16 protein-coding genes are annotated in these 18,989 nt (G+C 66.4%); 14 read left to right on the plus strand and 2 right to left on the minus strand.

Going from position 1 to position 18,989, the window contains the following annotated elements; all coding sequences use genetic code 11:
• Window positions 1–54: 54 nt before the first annotated feature.
• Both HWX14_RS32160 and HWX14_RS32165 read right to left on the minus strand, forming a co-directional pair.
• Window positions 55–588 (minus strand): class IV adenylate cyclase, encoded by a 534-nt coding sequence (locus HWX14_RS32160; RefSeq protein WP_175886222.1) that lies wholly within the window; start codon window positions 586–588, stop codon window positions 55–57.
• Window positions 589–837: 249 nt separating this feature from the next.
• Window positions 838–1,737 carry a LysR family transcriptional regulator gene (locus HWX14_RS32165; RefSeq protein WP_175886223.1) on the minus strand — a complete coding sequence of 300 codons (900 nt, stop codon included), beginning with the start codon at window positions 1,735–1,737 and terminating at the stop codon, window positions 838–840.
• A gap of 286 nt (window positions 1,738–2,023) precedes the next feature.
• On the opposite strand from HWX14_RS32165, the gene HWX14_RS32170 reads away from it, so the two are divergent.
• The 14 genes from HWX14_RS32170 to HWX14_RS32235 all read left to right on the plus strand — a co-directional run bounded on the left by HWX14_RS32170 (window position 2,024) and on the right by HWX14_RS32235 (window position 18,965).
• Complete coding sequence (locus HWX14_RS32170; RefSeq protein WP_175886224.1) at window positions 2,024–3,709, plus strand: GMC family oxidoreductase N-terminal domain-containing protein; 1,686 nt, start codon at window positions 2,024–2,026, stop codon at window positions 3,707–3,709.
• A 432-nt stretch (window positions 3,710–4,141) separates the two neighbouring features.
• Entirely contained in the window at window positions 4,142–4,921 is a 780-nt protein-coding gene (locus HWX14_RS32175) for an ABC transporter ATP-binding protein (protein ID WP_006477266.1), read from the plus strand.
• Window positions 4,918–5,673: an ABC transporter ATP-binding protein gene (locus HWX14_RS32180; protein WP_175886225.1), complete on the plus strand. Its 756-nt coding sequence runs from the start codon at window positions 4,918–4,920 to the stop codon at window positions 5,671–5,673. Before HWX14_RS32175 ends, HWX14_RS32180 begins: the two co-directional genes overlap by 4 nt.
• A 77-nt stretch (window positions 5,674–5,750) precedes the next feature.
• Window positions 5,751–6,950: an ABC transporter substrate-binding protein gene (locus HWX14_RS32185; RefSeq protein WP_006496321.1), complete on the plus strand. Its 1,200-nt coding sequence runs from the start codon at window positions 5,751–5,753 to the stop codon at window positions 6,948–6,950.
• Between the two features lie 128 nt (window positions 6,951–7,078).
• Complete coding sequence (locus HWX14_RS32190) at window positions 7,079–7,963, plus strand: branched-chain amino acid ABC transporter permease (protein ID WP_027783150.1); 885 nt, start codon at window positions 7,079–7,081, stop codon at window positions 7,961–7,963.
• Window positions 7,963–8,940: a branched-chain amino acid ABC transporter permease gene (locus HWX14_RS32195; RefSeq protein ID WP_175886226.1), complete on the plus strand. Its 978-nt coding sequence runs from the start codon at window positions 7,963–7,965 to the stop codon at window positions 8,938–8,940. The genes HWX14_RS32190 and HWX14_RS32195 overlap by 1 nt, the downstream gene beginning before the upstream one ends.
• Window positions 8,941–9,204: 264 nt before the next feature.
• Entirely contained in the window at window positions 9,205–9,924 is a 720-nt protein-coding gene (locus HWX14_RS32200) for a hypothetical protein (RefSeq protein WP_175886227.1), read from the plus strand.
• A gap of 76 nt (window positions 9,925–10,000) precedes the next feature.
• Entirely contained in the window at window positions 10,001–11,158 is a 1,158-nt protein-coding gene (locus tag HWX14_RS32205) for an ABC transporter substrate-binding protein (RefSeq protein WP_175886228.1), read from the plus strand.
• A 173-nt stretch (window positions 11,159–11,331) separates the two neighbouring features.
• Window positions 11,332–12,387 carry a branched-chain amino acid ABC transporter permease gene (locus HWX14_RS32210; protein ID WP_175886229.1) on the plus strand — a complete coding sequence of 352 codons (1,056 nt, stop codon included), beginning with the start codon at window positions 11,332–11,334 and terminating at the stop codon, window positions 12,385–12,387.
• 4 nt (window positions 12,388–12,391) lie between these two features.
• Complete coding sequence (locus HWX14_RS32215; RefSeq protein WP_175886230.1) at window positions 12,392–14,176, plus strand: branched-chain amino acid ABC transporter ATP-binding protein/permease; 1,785 nt, start codon at window positions 12,392–12,394, stop codon at window positions 14,174–14,176.
• Window positions 14,176–14,931, plus strand: a complete 756-nt coding sequence (locus HWX14_RS32220; RefSeq protein WP_175886231.1) for an ABC transporter ATP-binding protein — start codon at window positions 14,176–14,178, stop codon at window positions 14,929–14,931. Before HWX14_RS32215 ends, HWX14_RS32220 begins: the two co-directional genes overlap by 1 nt.
• A gap of 540 nt (window positions 14,932–15,471) precedes the next feature.
• Complete coding sequence (mnmG, locus tag HWX14_RS32225; protein WP_175886232.1) at window positions 15,472–17,451, plus strand: tRNA uridine-5-carboxymethylaminomethyl(34) synthesis enzyme MnmG; 1,980 nt, start codon at window positions 15,472–15,474, stop codon at window positions 17,449–17,451.
• The gene (gene rsmG, locus HWX14_RS32230; RefSeq protein ID WP_050015822.1) at window positions 17,448–18,134 is read left to right on the plus strand and encodes a 16S rRNA (guanine(527)-N(7))-methyltransferase RsmG; all 687 of its coding nucleotides are present in this window, start codon (window positions 17,448–17,450) and stop codon (window positions 18,132–18,134) included. The genes mnmG and rsmG overlap by 4 nt, the downstream gene beginning before the upstream one ends.
• 51 nt (window positions 18,135–18,185) lie before the next feature.
• Window positions 18,186–18,965: a ParA family protein gene (locus tag HWX14_RS32235; protein WP_050015824.1), complete on the plus strand. Its 780-nt coding sequence runs from the start codon at window positions 18,186–18,188 to the stop codon at window positions 18,963–18,965.
• The last annotated feature ends 24 nt before the right edge of the window (window positions 18,966–18,989 follow it).

Consider the following 18,989-nt stretch of genomic DNA (forward strand, 5'->3'; position numbering starts at 1 on the left):
TGCGGCATCGGCGCTGAAGGCGGCCCGCGCGGCGCCGCCTTCGATGGGGCTGGATCAGGCCGTTTCGGGCTGGGCGTCGGCGTTCAGCAGGTCGACGTACGCGATCGCGACGAGATCGTCCTGCGCGACGCCAAGCTTCGCGAACACCGCGTGCGCTTCCGTTTCGCCGCCGGCTTCGTCGTCGTCCGGGCCGAGCACCACTTCCAGCTCGATGAAATCGCCGAGGCCGTCGACGCGGTCGAGGTGGATGCGCGTGCGGCCCGCGAGGTACACGTGCCGCTCCTTCGTCACGATCCCGCGCGTGGTCAGCGCGGTCGCGAGCAGCGAGTGCATCGCGTCGGGGTTCGTCACCGGGCTGCGCGTGTAGTACGACGCCTTCGGGCCGTCGCGGTCGTCGCGCTGGTAGAAGATCAGTTCGGCCGGCGTGCCGTCCTCGAAGCGGCGCAGCTTCAGCCGGCCGCGCGGCACGTCATAGAAGAAATCCTGCTGGCGGTAGAACAACGGTGCTTCGGTCGCGAGCTGGGCCGCCCGTTCGCGCAGCCGGTCGAATTCGCGGGCGCGGGCTTTGATCTCGATGTTGCGGGCCATGCGGGTCTCCTTCAATCGGGGTCTCGCGGTGTGCGAACGCACAATCTAGCAAAAAGCCTGCGATGGTGGCGTGACGAGCGAGCGGGGCGCGGCGACACGACGCGGGGCAAGCGATTCGGCTCGCGCGTGGTTTGGCATCGTGATGCGGGGGCGCGGCGTTGTCGTTAATCCGCAAGACGGGCAGGATCCGCAGGGCGCGTCAGTGGCCGACGTCCCGTGCACGACGCGTCGCATCGACATCAGCCACGCTCATATCGCCCACTGCGCTTCGATCAGCCGCAGCGCGGCCGCGATCGCCGGTTCGTCGCGCCGCTCGGCGAGCGTCACGAACGTCAGTTCGGTCGGCACCGTCACGCGCTCGACGATCGTCAGCGCATGCGCGTGCGCTTCGGCCAGCGCGGTCGAATCGCGCGCGAGCGTCAACCCGATCCCCGATTTGACGAGGTCGAGCATCGATTGCTCCTGGTCGACCTCGGCGACCTTCACCGGCTGCGCGCCGGCTTCCGCGAAACGCCGCGACAGCAGCCGGTGGTGCGCGGACGCCGGCGGCGTCCAGATCCACGGCAGCGCGGCGAGCGCGCGCCAGTCGTGCGCGCGCTGCACGCGCTCCTTCCAGCCGGCCGGCGCGAGCACGCGGTACTCGAAGCGCGTGAGCGTGACGGTGTGGAACAGCGCGCCGTCGTGCGGCGATTCCTCGTCGGGCCGGCCGATGTAGTAGCCGACGTCGAGCGCCTGCGCGCGCACTTGTTCAATCACCCAGCCGGACATCCCGTGCCGCAGCGCGGTCTCGATCTGCGGATGGGTCTCGACCAGCGCGCGCAGGAAGCCGCCGAGCCGCAGGAACCCCGGATCGAGGATCGTGCCGATCCGCAACCGGCCGCGCACCTCGTGCCGCAGCGCGGCAGCGGCGCGCTGCACGTCGGCGGCCGCGGCGAGCGCGCGTTCCGCATGCGGCAGCAGCGTCTGCCCGTCGCGCGTGAGCGCGAGCCCGCGCGACGTGCGCGTGAACAGCGCGACGCCGAGCGTTTCCTGCAGATGCTTGATCTGCAGGCTGACGGCCGGCTGCGTCAGGTGCAACTGCGCGGCGGCGCGCGTCAGGTTGCCTTCGCGCGCGACCGTCGCGAACGCGCGGAGCAGGGTGAGATCCATCGTCGTGATATGAGCGCGGCTTATAACGCAGTTCAGCATAACTCATTGGATCGGCGGCCGGGCGCGGGAGTACGCTTCATCGGGCCGTCATGGCGCGCGGGGCTGCAGGTGCGGCGCGCGACGCGACGCACTATGCTGAAAATGACGCGCGGCATCGCGCCGCGGTACACAACAATGCGCTTCGCAGGCGGCCGAGTCAGCGCTGAAGCGCTCATTCGGGCCGACCGCGAAGCATGGGACCCGAGTAAGTGCTAAAGCACTCACTCGGGTCGACAGGAGACACGCTGTGAGTACTGAACGCACGCTCGAGGGCGAATTCGACTACGTGATCGTCGGCGCGGGCACCGCGGGCTGCGTGCTCGCGAACCGCCTGACCGAGGATCCCGACATCAGCGTGCTGCTGCTCGAAGCGGGCGGCAAGGACGACTATCACTGGATTCATATCCCGGTCGGCTATCTGTATTGCATCGGCAATCCGCGCACCGACTGGCTGTACAAGACGCAGCCCGAAGCGGCGCTCAACGGCCGCGCGCTGTCGTATCCGCGCGGCCGCGTGCTCGGCGGCTGCTCGTCGATCAACGGAATGATCTACATGCGCGGCCAGCGCGAGGACTACGACAACTGGGCGCAGGAAACCGGCGACGCCGGCTGGTCGTGGGACAGCGTGCTGCCGATCTTCAAGCGCAGCGAGGATCACCATGCGGGCGCGAGCGACGCGCACGGCTCGGGCGGCTACTGGCGCGTCGAGAAGCAGCGGCTGCGCTGGGAGATCCTCGAATCGTTCGCGCAGGCGGCGCAGCAGACGGGCATCCCGGCGACCGACGATTTCAACCGCGGCGACAATGCGGGGGTCGGCTACTTCGAGGTGAACCAGAAGCGCGGCGTGCGCTGGAATACGTCGAAGGCGTTCCTGCGGCCCGCGATGGCGCGGCCGAACCTGACCGTGATCACCGGCGCGCATGCGCAGCGCGTGACCTTCGACGGGCGGCGCGCGGTCGGCGTCGAGTACCACGGCGGCGGCACCGATTACGTCGCGCGGGCGCGAGCGGAAGTGCTGCTGACGTCGGGCGCCGTGAATTCGCCGCAACTGCTCGAACTGTCGGGTGTCGGCGATGGCCGGCGGCTGCAGGCGCTCGGCATCGACGTCGTGCAGGATCTGCCCGGCGTCGGCGAAAACCTGCAGGATCACCTCCAATTGCGGATGGCGTTTCGCGTCGACGGCGTGCGCACGCTGAACACGCTGTCCGCGCGCTGGTGGGGCAAGCTGATGATCGGCGCCGAATATGCGCTGCTGCAGCGCGGGCCGATGTCGATGGCGCCGTCGCAGCTGGGCGCATTCGCGAAATCGGATCCGGACGATCCCGCGCTCACGCGCCCCGATCTCCAGTACCACGTGCAGCCGCTGTCGCTCGAACGCTTCGGCGAGCCGCTGCACGGCTTCAACGCGTTTACCGCGTCGGTCTGCCATTTGCGGCCGAGCTCGCGCGGCAGCGTGCATATCGCGAGCCCCGATGCGGGCGTGGCGCCGGCGATCGCGCCGAACTATCTGTCGACCGACCACGATCGGCACGTTGCCGCGAATGCGCTGCGCCTCACGCGCCGGATCGCCTCCGCGCCGGCGCTCGCGCGCTATCGTCCCGAGGAAATCCTGCCGGGCACGCGGTACCAGACCGAGGCCGAACTGATCGACGCGGCCGGCGTCGTCGGCACGACGATCTTCCACCCGGTCGGCACCTGCCGGATGGGGCGCGCGGATGATGAACGCGCGGTGGTCGACAGCCGGCTGCGCGTGCGCGGCATCGCGGGGCTGCGCATCGTCGATGCGTCGGTGATGCCGTTCATCACGTCCGGCAACACCAATTCGCCGACGCTGATGATCGCCGAGCGCGCGAGCGACATGATTCGTGCCGACCGCCGTGCGGCGCGCGAAGCGACGCCGGTGCGCACCGAGGCCGCGGTGACGGTTGCATGACGGTCCGCTGACCCACGCGCCAGCGGGCCGTCATGCGAACGCCCGCTGATTCGCTATGCGAAACAAGCCGCCGGCGTGTGCACGCGTACGGCAAGATCCGTGCAAGCCGCGCCGTCGCGCGGCTTTTTTCATCGTGTGCGTGCCAGGGCCTGCGGCAGGTCAACACATGATGATGCACGCGTCAAAAAAGCGCGGTGAATAACCGCGTGCAGTCGCGGCCGATATGGCGGCCAGCCCTATAAGTGCAAATCCCGATGATTGCACTGCACCAACGGCGCGACAATGTTCTGTAATGTGCATACGCGTCGGCGCGGGAGACCACCCTCGAGGCGTACCACGGCGCCCGGGGGCAGCCCGCTGATCCGCTGACCTGTTCGCGGCCGCTTGCGCCAGGCATCCCGGTGCTTCGCCTGACTTCGTACGGAAGGGAACATGATTCTCGGCGACACGATTCTGGAAACACGCGGACTGACGAAGGAATTCAGGGGCTTCACCGCCGTGAACGGTGTCAACCTGCGTGTGCGCCGCGGCGCGATTCACGCATTGATCGGGCCGAACGGCGCGGGCAAGACCACCTGTTTCAACCTCCTCACCAAATTTCTGACGCCGACGGCCGGCCAGATCGTCTTCAACGGCATCGACATCACCGACGAGCGGCCCGCGCAGGTCGCGCGGCGCGGCATCATCCGCTCGTTCCAGATCTCGGCCGTGTTCCCGCACCTGACCGCGCTGCAGAACGTGCGCATCGGCCTGCAGCGCGCGCTCGGCACCGAATTCCATTTCTGGCGCAGCGAACGCACGCTGAAGCGGCTCGACGATCGCGCGATGGATCTGCTCACGCAGGTCGGCCTCACCGATTTCGCGCACGTGCCGACCGTCGAGCTGGCCTACGGCCGCAAACGCGCGCTCGAGATCGCGACGACGCTGGCAATGGAGCCCGAACTGATGCTGCTCGACGAGCCCACGCAGGGGATGGGCCACGAGGACGTCGACCGCGTGACCGCGCTGATCAAGAAGGTCGCGAGCGGCCGCACGATCCTGATGGTGGAACACAACATGAACGTGATCGCGGGGATCTCCGACACGATCACCGTCCTGCAACGCGGCGAGGTGCTGGCCGAAGGCTCGTATGCGGAAGTGTCGAAGAATCCGCTCGTCATCGAGGCCTACATGGGCAGTGCCGACGCGGCGCTCGCGGGGGCGCACGCATGAAGCACAGCGAACGGGAGGAACGCGAATTGAGCGGCGTCGAGAGCGGTACGCCTGCGCTGGAGATCACGGGCCTGGAGGCCTGGTACGGGGAATCCCACATATTGCACGGTGTCGACCTGACCGTGCATCGCGGCGAGGTCGTCACGCTGCTCGGCCGCAACGGCGCGGGCCGCACGACGACGCTGCGCGCGATCATGGGCCTCACGGGCCGCCGCAGCGGGTCGATCAAGATCGCGGGCCACGAGACGATCGGCCTCGCGACGCACCGCATCGCGCATTACGGCATCGGCTATTGCCCGGAGGAGCGCGGGATCTTCTCGAGCCTGTCGTGCGAGGAGAACCTGATGCTGCCGCCGCTGATCGGGCCGCGCGAGCACGCGATGTCGCTCGACGAGATCTACGCGATGTTCCCGAACCTCGCGTCGCGCCGGCAGAGCCAGGGCACGCGGCTGTCCGGCGGCGAGCAGCAGATGCTCGCGGTCGCGCGGATCCTGCGCACCGGCGCGAACCTGCTGCTGCTCGACGAGATCTCCGAAGGCCTGGCGCCGGTGATCGTGCAGGCGCTCGCTCGGATGATCGTCGCGCTGAAGGCACGCGGCTACACGATCGTGATGGTCGAACAGAATTTCCGCTTCGCCGCGCCGCTCGCCGACCGCTTCTACGTGATGGAGCACGGCAGCATCGTCGAGCATTTCCGCGCATCCGAACTGGAAAGCAAGATGCCGACCCTGCACGACCTGCTCGGCGTGTGACGCCGCCTCGTTTCCCTTGCCGCTAGCCGTGGCGGCCCTCGAACAACCACAACGCATCAGAACAACAGGAGACGTCAATGAAAATGAAGACCCTCGCACAGGCCTGTCTCGCGCTCGCGACCGCCGCGCTCACCGCCGGCGCCGCCCACGCGGCGGATACCGTGAAGATCGGCTTCATCACCGACATGTCGGGGCTTTACGCGGATATCGACGGGCAGGGCGGTCTCGAGGCGATCCGCATGGCGGTCGCGGACTTCGGCGGCAAGGTGCTCGGCAAGCCGATCGAGGTCGTCTATGCCGACCACCAGAACAAGGCCGACATCGCCGCGTCGAAGGCGCGCGAATGGATGGACCGCGGCGGCCTCGACCTGCTGGTCGGCGGCACGAACTCGGCCACCGCGCTGTCGATGAACCAGGTCGCGGCCGAGAAGAAGAAGGTCTACATCAACATCGGCGCGGGCGCCGACACGCTGACCAACGAGCAGTGCACGCCGTACACGGTCCACTACGCATACGACACGATGGCGCTCGCGAAGGGCACCGGGTCGGCGGTGGTGAAGCAGGGCGGCAAGAGCTGGTTCTTCCTGACCGCCGACTACGCGTTCGGCAAGGCGCTCGAGAAGAATACGTCGGACGTCGTGAAGGCGAACGGCGGCCAGGTGCTCGGCGCGGTGCGTCACCCGCTGTCCGCGTCGGATTTCTCGTCGTTCCTGTTGCAGGCGCAATCGTCGAAGGCGCAGATCCTCGGCCTCGCGAACGCGGGCGGCGACACGATCAACTCGATCAAGGCCGCGAAGGAATTCGGCATCACGAAGACGATGAAGCTCGCCGCGCTGCTGATGTTCATCGACGACGTGCACAGCCTCGGCCTCGAAACGACGCAAGGCCTCGTGCTGACCGACAGCTGGTACTGGAACCGCGACGCGGCGTCGCGCCAGTGGGCGCAGCGCTACTTCGGCAAGATGAAGAAGATGCCGTCGAGCCTGCAGGCGGCCGACTACTCGTCGGTGACGACCTACCTGAAGGCCGTGCAGGCCGCCGGGACGACCGATTCCGACAAGGTGATGGCCGAGCTGAAGAAGATCAAGATCAGCGACTTCTACGCGAAGGGCTACATCCGCCAGGACGGCAGCATGATCCACGACATGTACCTGATGGAAGTGAAGAAGCCGTCCGAATCGAAGGAGCCGTGGGACTACTACAAGGTGCTCGCGACGATTCCGGGCGAACAGGCGTTCGGCACCAAGCAGGAAACGCGCTGCGCGTTGTGGAAGTAAGCATCGTGTAGCGGCGCGCACGGGCGCGCCGCACGGCGGCGGTGGCAGCGATGTGCCCGTTGCGCCGCCCGCGTGCGCGCTGCATCAAGGTTGCGCACGCAACCAAACTCATTCTGACGGCTAAGTCGATGGAAATCTTTGGCATTCCGTTGCCGGCGATGCTGAGCCAGTTGCTGCTCGGGCTCGTCAACGGCTCGTTCTACGCGATCCTGAGCCTCGGGCTCGCGGTGATCTTCGGGCTGCTCAACGTGATCAACTTCGCGCACGGCGCGCTGTTCATGCTGGGCGCGATGCTCGCGTGGATGGGGCTGTCGTATTTCGGGCTGCCGTACTGGGCGATGCTCGTGCTGGCGCCGGTGCTCGTCGGCGCGTTCGGGATCGCGATCGAACGCTCGATGCTGCGCTGGCTGTACAAGCTCGATCACCTGTACGGGCTGCTGCTCACGTTCGGCCTCACGCTGGTTGTCGAAGGCGTGTTCCGGTCGATCTACGGATCGTCGGGCCAGCCGTACGACGTGCCGTCGCAGCTGTCCGGCGCGACCAACCTCGGCTTCATGTTCCTGCCGAACTACCGCGCGTGGGTCGTCGTCGCGTCGCTCGCGGTGTGCCTCGCGACGTGGTTCGTGATCGAGAAGACGCGCCTCGGCGCGTATCTGCGCGCGGGCACCGAGAACCCGAAGCTCGTCGAGGCGTTCGGCGTGAACGTGCCGATGATGATCACGCTCACCTACGGCTTCGGCGTCGCGCTCGCCGCGTTCGCGGGCGTGCTGGCCGCGCCGGTGATCCAGGTGTCGCCGCTGATGGGCCAGCCGATGATCATCACCGTGTTCGCGGTGGTCGTGATCGGCGGGATGGGCTCGATTCTCGGCTCGATCGTCACGGGCCTGCTGCTCGGCGTGATCGAGGGCTTCACGCGCGTGTTCTACCCCGAAGCGTCGGCCACCGTCGTGTTCGTGATCATGGCGATCGTGCTGCTGTTCCGCCCGGCGGGCCTCTTCGGCAAGGAAAAATGATGCAGAGAAAAGTGCTCTACGGCGTGCTGCTCGCCGCACTGCTCGCGGCGCCGTTCGTCGGCGCGTATCCGGTGTTCGTGATGAAGGTGCTCGCGTTCGCGCTGTTCGCGGCCGCGTTCAACCTGCTGATCGGCTATACGGGGCTGCTGTCGTTCGGCCATGCGATGTTCCTCGCGACGGCCGGCTACGCGACCGGCTATTCGATGCAGACGCTCGGTTTCACGCCGGAGCTCGGCGTGCTGGCCGGCACCGTCGCCGCGACGCTGCTCGGGCTCGTCGTCGGGCTGTTCGCGATCCGCCGGCAGGGCATCTACTTCGCGATGATCACGCTCGCGTTCGCGCAGATGGTCTACTTCATCTATCTGCAGGCGCCGTTCACGCACGGCGAGGACGGCCTGCAGGGCGTGCCGCGCGGCCGCCTGTTCGGGCTGCTCGACCTGTCGAACGACGTCGCGCTGTACTACGTCGTGCTGGCGGTGGTCGTGGCCGCGTGCGCGTTCATCGTGCGGGTCGTCCATTCGCCGTTCGGCCAGGTGCTCGTCGCGATCAAGGAGAACGAAGCGCGCGCGATCTCGCTCGGCTACGACACCGACCGCTTCAAGCTGCTCGCGTTCATCCTGTCGGCCGGGCTCGCGGGGCTGGCCGGCTCGCTGAAGGTGCTGGTGCTCGGCTTCGAGACGCTGTCGGACGCGTACTGGACGATGTCGGGCCTCGTCGTGCTGATGACGCTCGTCGGCGGGATGGGCACGCTGTTCGGGCCGCTGCTCGGCGCCGCGCTGATCGTCGCGCTGGAAGACCGGCTCGGCGACATCGGCGAATGGCTCGCGTCGACGACCGGCGTCGCGTGGTTCCATTCGCTCGGCGAATCGGCGACGATCGTCACCGGGCTGATCTTCATCGCCTGCGTGCTGGCGTTCCGGCGCGGCATCGTCGGCGAGATGGTCGCGCGGATCAAGCCGCTCAGGGCCTCGTCGTGAGCATGCGGTGCGCGTCGCTCGCGTTGATGCGAAGCACCATCCGGCGCGCCCGGAACGGGCGTCGCAGCGAGCTCGCGCCGTCGCCGCGCGGCAGATTGGTGCCCCATTTTCGTGCGGCAATGCACCATAGGGGTAAATGCTAAGTTGTCGTGGTGCTTAAGCCTCTTTAAGATTCACCCTAGTTCTGATGCACCGCGAAACGAATTTGCAGGTGGAGAACGAGGAGACAATCGAGGCACAAAGTGCCCGGACCCCAAAGCGCTGTTGGACGGAATCCAACAGCGCTTTTTCATTTGCGTGCACGGATTCCCTCGATGGTGCATCGGCCCGCGTCACGGCCACCTTCCGCGTTTGCATTCGCACCGCGTCTTTCCGCGCTTCGCCGCATTCCCCGTTGTTCCGTTTCCCGCGATCCGTTCGCAGACGATGCGCAATCCTGCACAGGCGCTCCGGGCTTACCCGGTTGGCGTGCGCGAAATGCGTCCGTTACACTTGGCTTTCGCCGACCGTGCGGTCGGGAAAATCGGTCGGCAGTTCTCCTACAAGCACAATGCAGAAGAGGGAGTACGGTTGGATGAGCAGCGCAGCACGGTGGATCGGGGCAGGAGAGGCGGCGGGCGCCGTTCGTTCGTCATCGGGTGCGCGATGGGGCATCGCGGCGTTCCCGAGCCGTTCCGCGGCCTGTATGCGCGTCGCTGTGCCAGCGTGGGTCGTTGCGCTCGCATCCGTATCTGCATCCGCTTTCGCATTCACACTCGCATGAGCGGCCGGCTTCCCGATGTTTCATTGCTCGCCGTGCGCGCCGACCATCGATGCGCGCGCAACCAGCTTCCGCGCGCTTTCTCATTTCTTCGCCTTCTTCATCCTGACGACACCGCTGCTGCGCATCGTGACGGTCGAATGACCGTTTCGGCCGGCATGCGGCGCATGGGTGCGGCGCTTCACGGGAAAACGAGCATGGGCGCGGATGAGCGAGATAATTAAGATATTAACTTGTTTGGGGACCGGGAGCCGCCCGAGCAACCGTGGTTTTTTCGAGCAGCGTTTGGAGACAACGTAAATGAAGATGAATCGATGGATGGAGGCCCTGCTTGCCGCGGGCCTCGTGTGTGCGGCGGCCACCGCGTCGGCGCAGGTGAAGATCGGCGTGACGCTGTCGGCCACCGGGCCGGCCGCGTCGCTCGGGATTCCGGAAAAGAACACGATCGCGCTGCTGCCGAAGGAAATCGCGGGCAAGAGCGTGCAGTACATCGTGCTGGACGACGCGTCCGACACGAGCCGCGCGGTGCAGAACGTGCGCAAGCTGATCGACGAGGACCACGTCGACGCGATCATCGGCTCGTCGGTCACGCCGAATTCGCTCGCGATGCTCGATCCCGTGTCGCAGGGCAAGACGCCGACGATCTCGCTGGCGGCGAGCGCGCAGATCATCGCGCCGATGGACGCGAAGCGCGCATGGATGTTCAAGGTGCCGCAGAACGATCAGCTGATGGCCGACGCGATCGCCGGCTACATGGCGAAGCACGGCGTGAAGACGGTTGGCTTCATCGGCTTCGCCGATGCGTACGGCGACAGCTGGTACAAGACGTTCGACGCGGCGGCCGCGAAGAACGGGCTGAAGCTCGTATCGAACGAGCGCTTCAACCGGACCGACGCGTCGGTGATGGGGCAGGTGCTGAAGCTGCTGGGCTCGAACCCGGATGCGGTGCTGATCGCCGGCGCCGGCACGCCGGCGGCGCTGCCCGCCAAGACGCTGAAGGAGCGCGGCTACAAGGGCAAGGTGTACCAGACGCACGGCGTCGCGAACAACGACTTCTTGCGCGTGTGCGGCAAGGATTGCGAAGGCGAGATCCTGCCGGCCGGCCCCGTGCTCGTGACCGACCAGTTGCCCGATTCGAACCCGGTGAAGAAGCCGGCGCTCGGCTACAAGGCCGCGTACGAGAAGGCCTACGGCGCAGGGTCGCTGGCGACGTTCGGCGGTCATGCATGGGATGCGGGCCTGCTGCTGCAGCGGGCGATCCCGGACGCGCTGAAGAAGGGCCAGCCGGGCACCGAGGCGTTCCGCGAGGCGCTGCGCGCGTCGCTCGAAAGCGTGAAGGATCTGCCCGTCTCGCACGGCGTGATCAACATGACGGCGACCGATCACAACGGCTTCGACACGCGTGCGCGCGTGATGGTGCAGATCGTCGACGGCAAGTGGAAGCTGCAGGCCGAGTAAGCATCACGTGAAACCGGCATGCGCGGCGCGAACGGCGCCGCGCATGCCGTCGGCAGGGCGGCGCGCGTCACGGCCGCATCCGTGCCGCCTGGGACTTGCCGGGGCCCCCGCCGCGCGCCCCGGCCGTTTCCGCCTTTCGTTTCTCCGCAGCATTCTCTCGATACACGAAACGTATGGATCTCTCGATTGCGGCGATCCTCGCGCAAGACGGCATCACGACGGGCGCCATTTATGCATTGTTGTCGCTGGCGCTCGTACTGGTGTTTTCCGTCACGCGGGTGATCTTCATTCCCCAGGGCGAATTCGTCGCCTACGGTGCGCTGACGCTGGCCGCGTTGCAGACGCAGAAATTCCCCGCCACCTGTTGGCTGCTGTTCGTGATGGGCATCGCGTGCTTCCTGCTCGAAGTCGGCAGCCTCATCCGGCATCGCGAACGCCGCCATCAACTCGGCCGCACGCTCGCGACGCTCGGCAGCCGCTACATCCTGCTGCCGCTCGCGGTGTTCGCGATCACGCGCAGCTTTGCCGCGCAGCCGATGCCGATGCTCGCGCAGATCGCGCTGACGCTCGCGATCGTCGTGCCGATGGGGCCGTTCGTCTACCGGCTCGTGTACCAGCCGATCGCCGAAGGCACGACGCTGCTGCTGCTGATCGTGTCGGTCGCCGTCCATTTCGCGATGGTCGGCCTCGGCCTCGTGATGTTCGGCGCGGAAGGCTCGCGCACCAACGGGTTCTCGGACGCGTCGCTCGCGATCGGCGGCATGACGGTGTCGGTGCAGAGCATCCTGGTCGTCGTCACGGCGCTCGTGCTGATCGGCGCGCTCTACGTGTACTTCGGCCGCACGATCGCCGGCAAGGCGCTGCGCGCGACGTCGGTGAACCGGCTCGGTGCGCGGCTCGTCGGCATCGGCACGACCGAAGCCGGGCGGCTCGCGTTCACGTTCGCGGCAGGGCTCGGCGTGCTGTCCGGGATCCTCGTCGGCCCGCTGACGACGATCTACTACGACTCGGGCTTCCTGATCGGGCTGAAGGGCTTCGTCGGCGCGATCATCGGCGGGCTCGTCAGCTACCCGCTCGCGGCCGCCGGCTCGCTGCTCGTCGGCGTGCTCGAATCGTATTCGTCATTCTGGGCGAGCGCCTACAAGGAGGTGATCGTGTTCACGCTGATCATTCCGGTGCTGCTGTGGCGGAGCTTCGTGACGCCGCATGCGGAAGAGGAAGAGGAGTGACGCGATGAAGACGATGGTACGCAACAAGACCTTCTGGCTGTTTCTCGTGGTGCTGTTCGCGCTGCCGGTGCTGCCCGGCGCGCTGCAGGTGCCCGAATACTGGATCACGCTGCTGAACTACATCGGCCTGTATGCGATCGTCGCGATCGGGCTCGTGCTGCTGACGGGCGTCGGCGGGATGACGAGCTTCGGGCAGGCCGCGTTCGTCGGCATCGGCGCATATGCGACCGCGTTCCTGACGACGCGCTACGGCGTGTCGCCGTGGCTCGCGCTGATCGTCGGCGTCGTGCTGACGGCGCTCGTCGCGCTCGTGCTCGGCGCCGTGACGATGCGGCTGTCCGGGCACTTTCTGCCGCTCGGCACGATCGCGTGGGGCCTCGCGCTGTTCTACCTGTTCGGCAACCTCGAACTGCTCGGCAAGTACGACGGGATCAACGGGATTCCGGCGCTGAACCTGTTCGGCATCGTGCTCGGAAGCGGCCGCAGCCTGTACTTCCTGATCTGGGCCGTCGTGCTGGCTGCGATCGTGTCGGTGCAGAACCTGCTCAACAGCCGGCCCGGCCGCGCGATCCGCGCGCTGCGCGGCGGCGGCGTGATGGCCGAGGCGATGGGCGTGAACACCGCGTGGATGCGCGTCGTGATCTTCGTCTACGCGGCCGTGCTCGCGGCGGTATCGGGCTTCCTGTACGCACACCTGCAGCGCGCGGTGAACCCGACGCCGTTCGGCCTGAACCACGGGATCGAATTCCTGTTCATGGCCGTGGTGGGCGGCGTGTCGCATGTGTGGGGCGCGGTGCTCGGCGCGGCGATTCTCACCGTGCTGCAGGACTACCTGCAGACGCTGCTGCCGAAGCTGCTCGGCTCGGAAGGCAACTTCGAGATCATCGTGTTCGGCGTGCTGATGGTGCTGCTGCTGCAGTACGCGCGCCAGGGCGTATGGCCGTTCGTCGCGAGGCTGTTTCCGCGCGGGCCGCGCGCGCATGTGCCCGAGCAGGCCGACCCGTTGCCGCAGCGCGCGAAGCCCGTGGCCGGCGAGCCGCTGCTCGTCGTCGACAACGCACGCAAGCAGTTTGGCGGCCTCGTGGCCGTCAACGACGTCAGCTTCGACGTGAAGGCGGGGCAGATCATCGGGCTGATCGGCCCCAACGGCGCGGGCAAGTCGACCACGTTCAACCTCGTGACCGGCGTGCTGAAGCCGACCGGCGGCGAGATCACGTTCCGCGGCGAGCGTATCGACGGGCTGACATCGCGTCAGATCGTCCGCCGCGGCATCGGCCGCACGTTCCAGCACGTGAAGTTGCTGCCGACGATGACGGTGCTCGAGAACGTCGCGATCGGCGCGCATCTGCGTGGCCATACGGGCGTGTGGCGCAGCATCGCGCGGCTCAATGCGCACGAGGAAGCGCAGTTGCTGGCCGAAGCGGCGCGCCAGATTCGCCGCGTCGGGCTCGAGAAGCACATGGACGACGAAGCGGGCAGTCTCGCGCTTGGCCAGCAGCGGACTCTCGAAATCGCGCGCGCGCTGTGCTGTGATCCGACGTTGCTGCTGCTCGACGAACCGGCCGCGGGGCTGCGTTACCAGGAGAAACAGCAACTCGCCGACCTGCTGCGGCGGCTGAAGGCCGAAGGGATGAGCGTGTTGCTCGTCGAACATGACATGGATTTCGTGATGAACCTCACCGACCGGCTGGTGGTGATGGAATTCGGCACGCGGATCGCGGAAGGGCTGCCGCAGGATGTGCAGCAGGACCCGGCCGTGCTCGAAGCGTATCTGGGCGGGGTGGAGTGATGACGGACACGACGATGCCGATTCTCGACGTACGCGGGCTGGCGGTCCGGTACGGGAAGGTGGAGGCGCTGCACGATGCCGCAATCAAGGTCGGGACGGGGCAGATCGTCAGCGTGATCGGGCCGAACGGCGCCGGCAAGTCGACGCTGCTGAACGCGATCATGGGCGCGCTGCCGGTCACGGGGCATGCGTCGGGCGCGGTCGTGTATCGCGGCAACGACGTCGGCGCGTTGCCGGTCGAGCAGCGCGTCGCGCGAGGGATGTGCCTCGTACCGGAAAAGCGCGAGCTGTTCAGCACGATGACGGTCGAGGACAACCTCGTGCTGGGCGCGTATCGGCGCAAGCAGGCAGGGGAATCGAACTTCCTCGATCAGCTCGATCACGTGTTCGCGCTGTTTCCGCGACTGAAGGAGCGCCGCAGGCAGGCGGCCGGCACGCTGTCCGGCGGCGAGCGGCAGATGCTGGCGGTGGGCCGTGCGCTGATGGGCAAGCCCGACCTGCTGATGCTCGACGAGCCGAGCCTTGGCCTGGCGCCGCTGATCGTGAAGGAGATCTTTCATATCATCAGCGCGTTGCGCGGCACCGGTGTTGCGACGCTGCTGATCGAGCAGAATGCCCGCGCGGCGCTGCAGATTTCCGACTACGGCTATGTGCTGGAGACGGGCGAGTTTGCACTGGAAGGGCCGGCGGCCGAGCTCGCGCAGAATCCGCAGGTGATCGAGACGTATCTCGGGTTGGCGAAGAAGACGGCTTGATTGATGGCGCGGTGGATGGGAAACGGGCGGCGTGTTTCACGTGAAACACGCCGTTTTTGTTTGTGGAGCCGGACTGGAGTGTCGAAGCGTCGACGGCTCAGAGGCTGGGGGATAAGTCGTGCGGGAACAGTGGGAAGCGCTGTGCGGTGCGGGCGGCTTGGTCCACGGACGCTGACGAGGCACCGCACCTCAGTGGATAAGTGCCAGGACAATCGACGGAAACGCTGTGCGGAGGAGGGGCACAGGGCATCGCGTCCGCCTGTTGTGCCGGGCACAGGCGCCGGTCAAGTCGGGCGTTCGACACATGCTGTATGGCTAGCAACCCGGTTTTTGCACAGGCCCGACGATGTGTGCTGAATCGCTCCAAGGCATTGCCACGGCGGCTCGGAACGACAAATCCGCCCGCCCACAGCCAAAAAATCGCGCAAATACACAGACCCTACCATTCGGACGGCCTTCGGGCGAAAAGCGAACCCGCTATAATTCGGCCCATACATTTCTCAGATAGGTTCGTGCGCCGCTCCGCGTACGGAATCCACCATGCTTTTTCCCACAGAATTTGACGTCATCGTCGTCGGTGGCGGCCATGCCGGCACGGAAGCCGCGCTGGCGTCCGCCCGTATGGGCGCAAAGACACTGCTGCTGACCCATAACATCGAAACGCTTGGGCAGATGAGCTGCAATCCGTCGATCGGCGGCATTGGCAAGGGCCATCTGGTCAAGGAAGTCGACGCGCTGGGCGGCGCAATGGCCGCCGCGACGGACGAAAGCGGTATTCAGTTCCGGATCCTCAATTCGTCGAAGGGCCCGGCCGTGCGTGCGACGCGTGCGCAGGCCGATCGCATCCTGTACAAGGCCGCGATCCGTCACCGGCTCGAAAATCAGCCGAACCTGTGGCTGTTCCAGCAGGCCGTCGACGACCTGATGGTCGAAGGCGACCGCGTGGTGGGCGCCGTCACGCAGATCGGCATCCGCTTCCGCGCTCGCGCAGTCGTGCTGACGGCCGGGACGTTCCTCGACGGCAAGATCCATGTCGGCCTGAACAACTACACGGGCGGTCGCGCGGGCGATCCGGCGGCCGTGTCGCTGTCGTCGCGCCTGAAGGAGCTGAAGCTGCCGCAGGGCCGGCTGAAGACCGGTACGCCGCCGCGTATCGACGGCCGCACGATCGACTTCTCGAAGCTCGACGAGCAGCCGGGCGACCTCGATCCGATCCCGGTGTTCTCGTTCCTGGGCCGCGCGGAGCAGCACCCGCAGCAATTGCCGTGCTGGGTCACGCACACGAACGAGCGCACGCACGACATCATTCGCGGCGGTCTCGACCGTTCGCCTATGTATACAGGCGTGATCGAGGGGGTCGGGCCGCGCTATTGCCCGTCGATCGAGGACAAGATCCACCGGTTCGCATCGAAGGAATCGCACCAGATCTTCCTCGAGCCGGAAGGCCTGACGACCAACGAGTTCTACCCGAACGGGATTTCGACGAGCCTGCCGTTCGATGTCCAGCTCGAGCTCGTGCATTCGATGCGTGGCCTTGAGAACGCGCACATCCTGCGCCCCGGTTACGCGATCGAGTACGACTACTTCGACCCGCGCGCGCTGAAGGCGTCGCTCGAGACGAAGGCGATCAACGGGCTGTTCTTTGCGGGCCAGATCAACGGCACGACCGGCTACGAGGAAGCGGCGGCGCAGGGTCTGCTGGCTGGCCTCAATGCGGGCCGCTACGTACAGGAAAAGGATGCGTGGTGCCCGCGTCGCGACCAGGCGTATCTGGGCGTGCTGGTCGACGATCTCGTCACGCGCGGCGTGGCCGAGCCGTACCGGATGTTCACGAGCCGGGCCGAGTATCGCCTGAGCCTGCGCGAAGACAATGCCGACATGCGCCTGACCGAGATCGGCCGCGAGCTTGGGCTGGTCGACGATGCGCGCTGGGACGCCTTCAGCCGGAAACGCGACGCTGTTTCACGTGAAACCGAACGCCTGAAGTCGACGTGGGTTACGCCGAAGACGCTTCCGGCGGAAGAGGCGACCGCGTTGCTCGGCAAGGCGATCGATCACGAATACAGCCTCGCCGAGCTGCTGCGCCGCCCGGGCGTGAGCTACGACGGCGTGTGCGGGCTGAAGGGCGGCGAGTGCGGCCCCGCGGAGCCGTTGGCCGACGATCCGGTGCTGCTCGAGCAGATCAAGGAGCAGGTCGAGATCGGCATCAAGTATCAGGGCTATATCGAACGCCAGGCATCCGAGATCGAGCGCAACGACGCGAACGAGAATACACGTCTGCCGGACGGAATCGATTACCGCGAAGTCCGCGGGCTGTCGTTCGAGGTGAGCCAGAAGCTCAACGAGTTCCGGCCGGAAACGATCGGGCAGGCGTCGCGCATCTCGGGCGTCACGCCGGCGGCAATCTCGCTGCTGATGGTGCACCTGAAGCGTCGCGGCCTGGGCCGCCGTAACGGCACGGCCGCAGAGGCTGCAGAGGCCGCGGAGCAGGGGGACGGCACCGTCCCGACGCAACAATGACGGCGCGTCGCGCGCCGGCGGTGAATCGGGACGTACTGGAGGGGATGCTCGTCGAAGGCACGGCGGCGCTCGACCTCACGCTGACGGATACACAACGCAACCAGCTGCTCGACTACGTCGCGCTGCTCGGCAAGTGGAACGCGGTCTACAACCTGACCGCGATCCGCGACCCGAAGCAGATGCTGATCCAGCACATCCTCGATTCGCTTTCCATCGTCCCGCATCTGCGCGGCCGTACGTCGGCGCGCGTGCTCGACGTCGGTTCGGGCGGCGGGCTGCCCGGCATCGTGCTGGCGATCGTCGAGCCGGGCTGGCAGGTCACGCTGAACGATATCGTGCAGAAGAAGTCTGCGTTCCAGACGCAGATGCGCGCGGAGCTGAAGCTCGCGAACCTGTCGGTCGTCACCGGTCGGGTCGAATCGCTGCAGCCGGGTGTCGAAGTCCCGGAAAAATTCGACATGATCGTATCCCGCGCTTTCGCGGACCTGTCCGACTTCGTTAAACTTGCTCGACATCTGGTTGCGCCGGGCGGATCGATCTGGGCGATGAAGGGCGTTCACCCGGACGACGAGATTGCGCGGTTGCCGGAAGGCAGCCGCGTGAAGCAGACGATCCGGCTGGCGGTGCCGATGCTCGATGCGGAGCGGCATCTGTTCGAAGTGGCCGTCGACGACGCGAATTGAAGGCGCGCGGTAGCGCGCCGTTTGTTTGAAGGTAAAGGGAACACACCAACGATGGCAAAGATCTTCTGCGTTGCGAACCAGAAGGGGGGCGTCGGCAAGACGACGACATCGGTCAATCTCGCCGCAAGCCTTGCAGCGCAGGAGCAACGAGTCCTGTTGATCGATCTCGACCCGCAGGGCAACGCGACGATGGGCAGCGGGATCGACAAGGCCGCCTGCGAAGCGACCGTGTACGAAGTGCTGGTCGACGGCGTGTCGGTGACCGATGCACGCGTGCGTCCGGAAGGCGTCACTTACGACGTGCTTCCCGCGAACCGCGAGCTGTCCGGCGCCGAGATCGAACTGATCAGCATCGATAACCGCGAACGCCGCCTGAAGGCCGCGCTCGAGCACGTGGCCGACGACTACGATTTCGTGCTGATCGATTGCCCGCCGACGCTGTCGCTGCTGACGCTGAACGGGCTGTGCGCGGCCCATGGCGTCGTGATTCCGATGCAGTGCGAGTACTTTGCGCTTGAAGGGCTGTCGGACCTCGTCAACACGATCAAGCAGGTTCACGCGAACATGAACCGCGACCTGAAGATCATCGGCTTGCTGCGCGTGATGTTCGATCCGCGCATCACGTTGCAGCAGCAAGTCTCCGATCAACTGAAAGCGCACTTCGGCGACAAGGTGTTCGACGCGGTGATTCCGCGCAACGTGCGTTTGGCGGAAGCGCCGAGTTACGGGTTGCCGGGCGTCGTGTTCGATCGCAGCTCGCGCGGTGCGCAGGCGTATATCCAGTTCGGTGCCGAGATGATCGAGCGCGTGCGCGCGTTCGAGGTGTCGTGATCCGGACATGAGCGAAGCGAGGAA

Origin of the sequence: Burkholderia sp. BCC0044, assembly GCF_902832955.1 — a bacterium.
GTDB lineage: Bacteria > Pseudomonadota > Gammaproteobacteria > Burkholderiales > Burkholderiaceae > Burkholderia.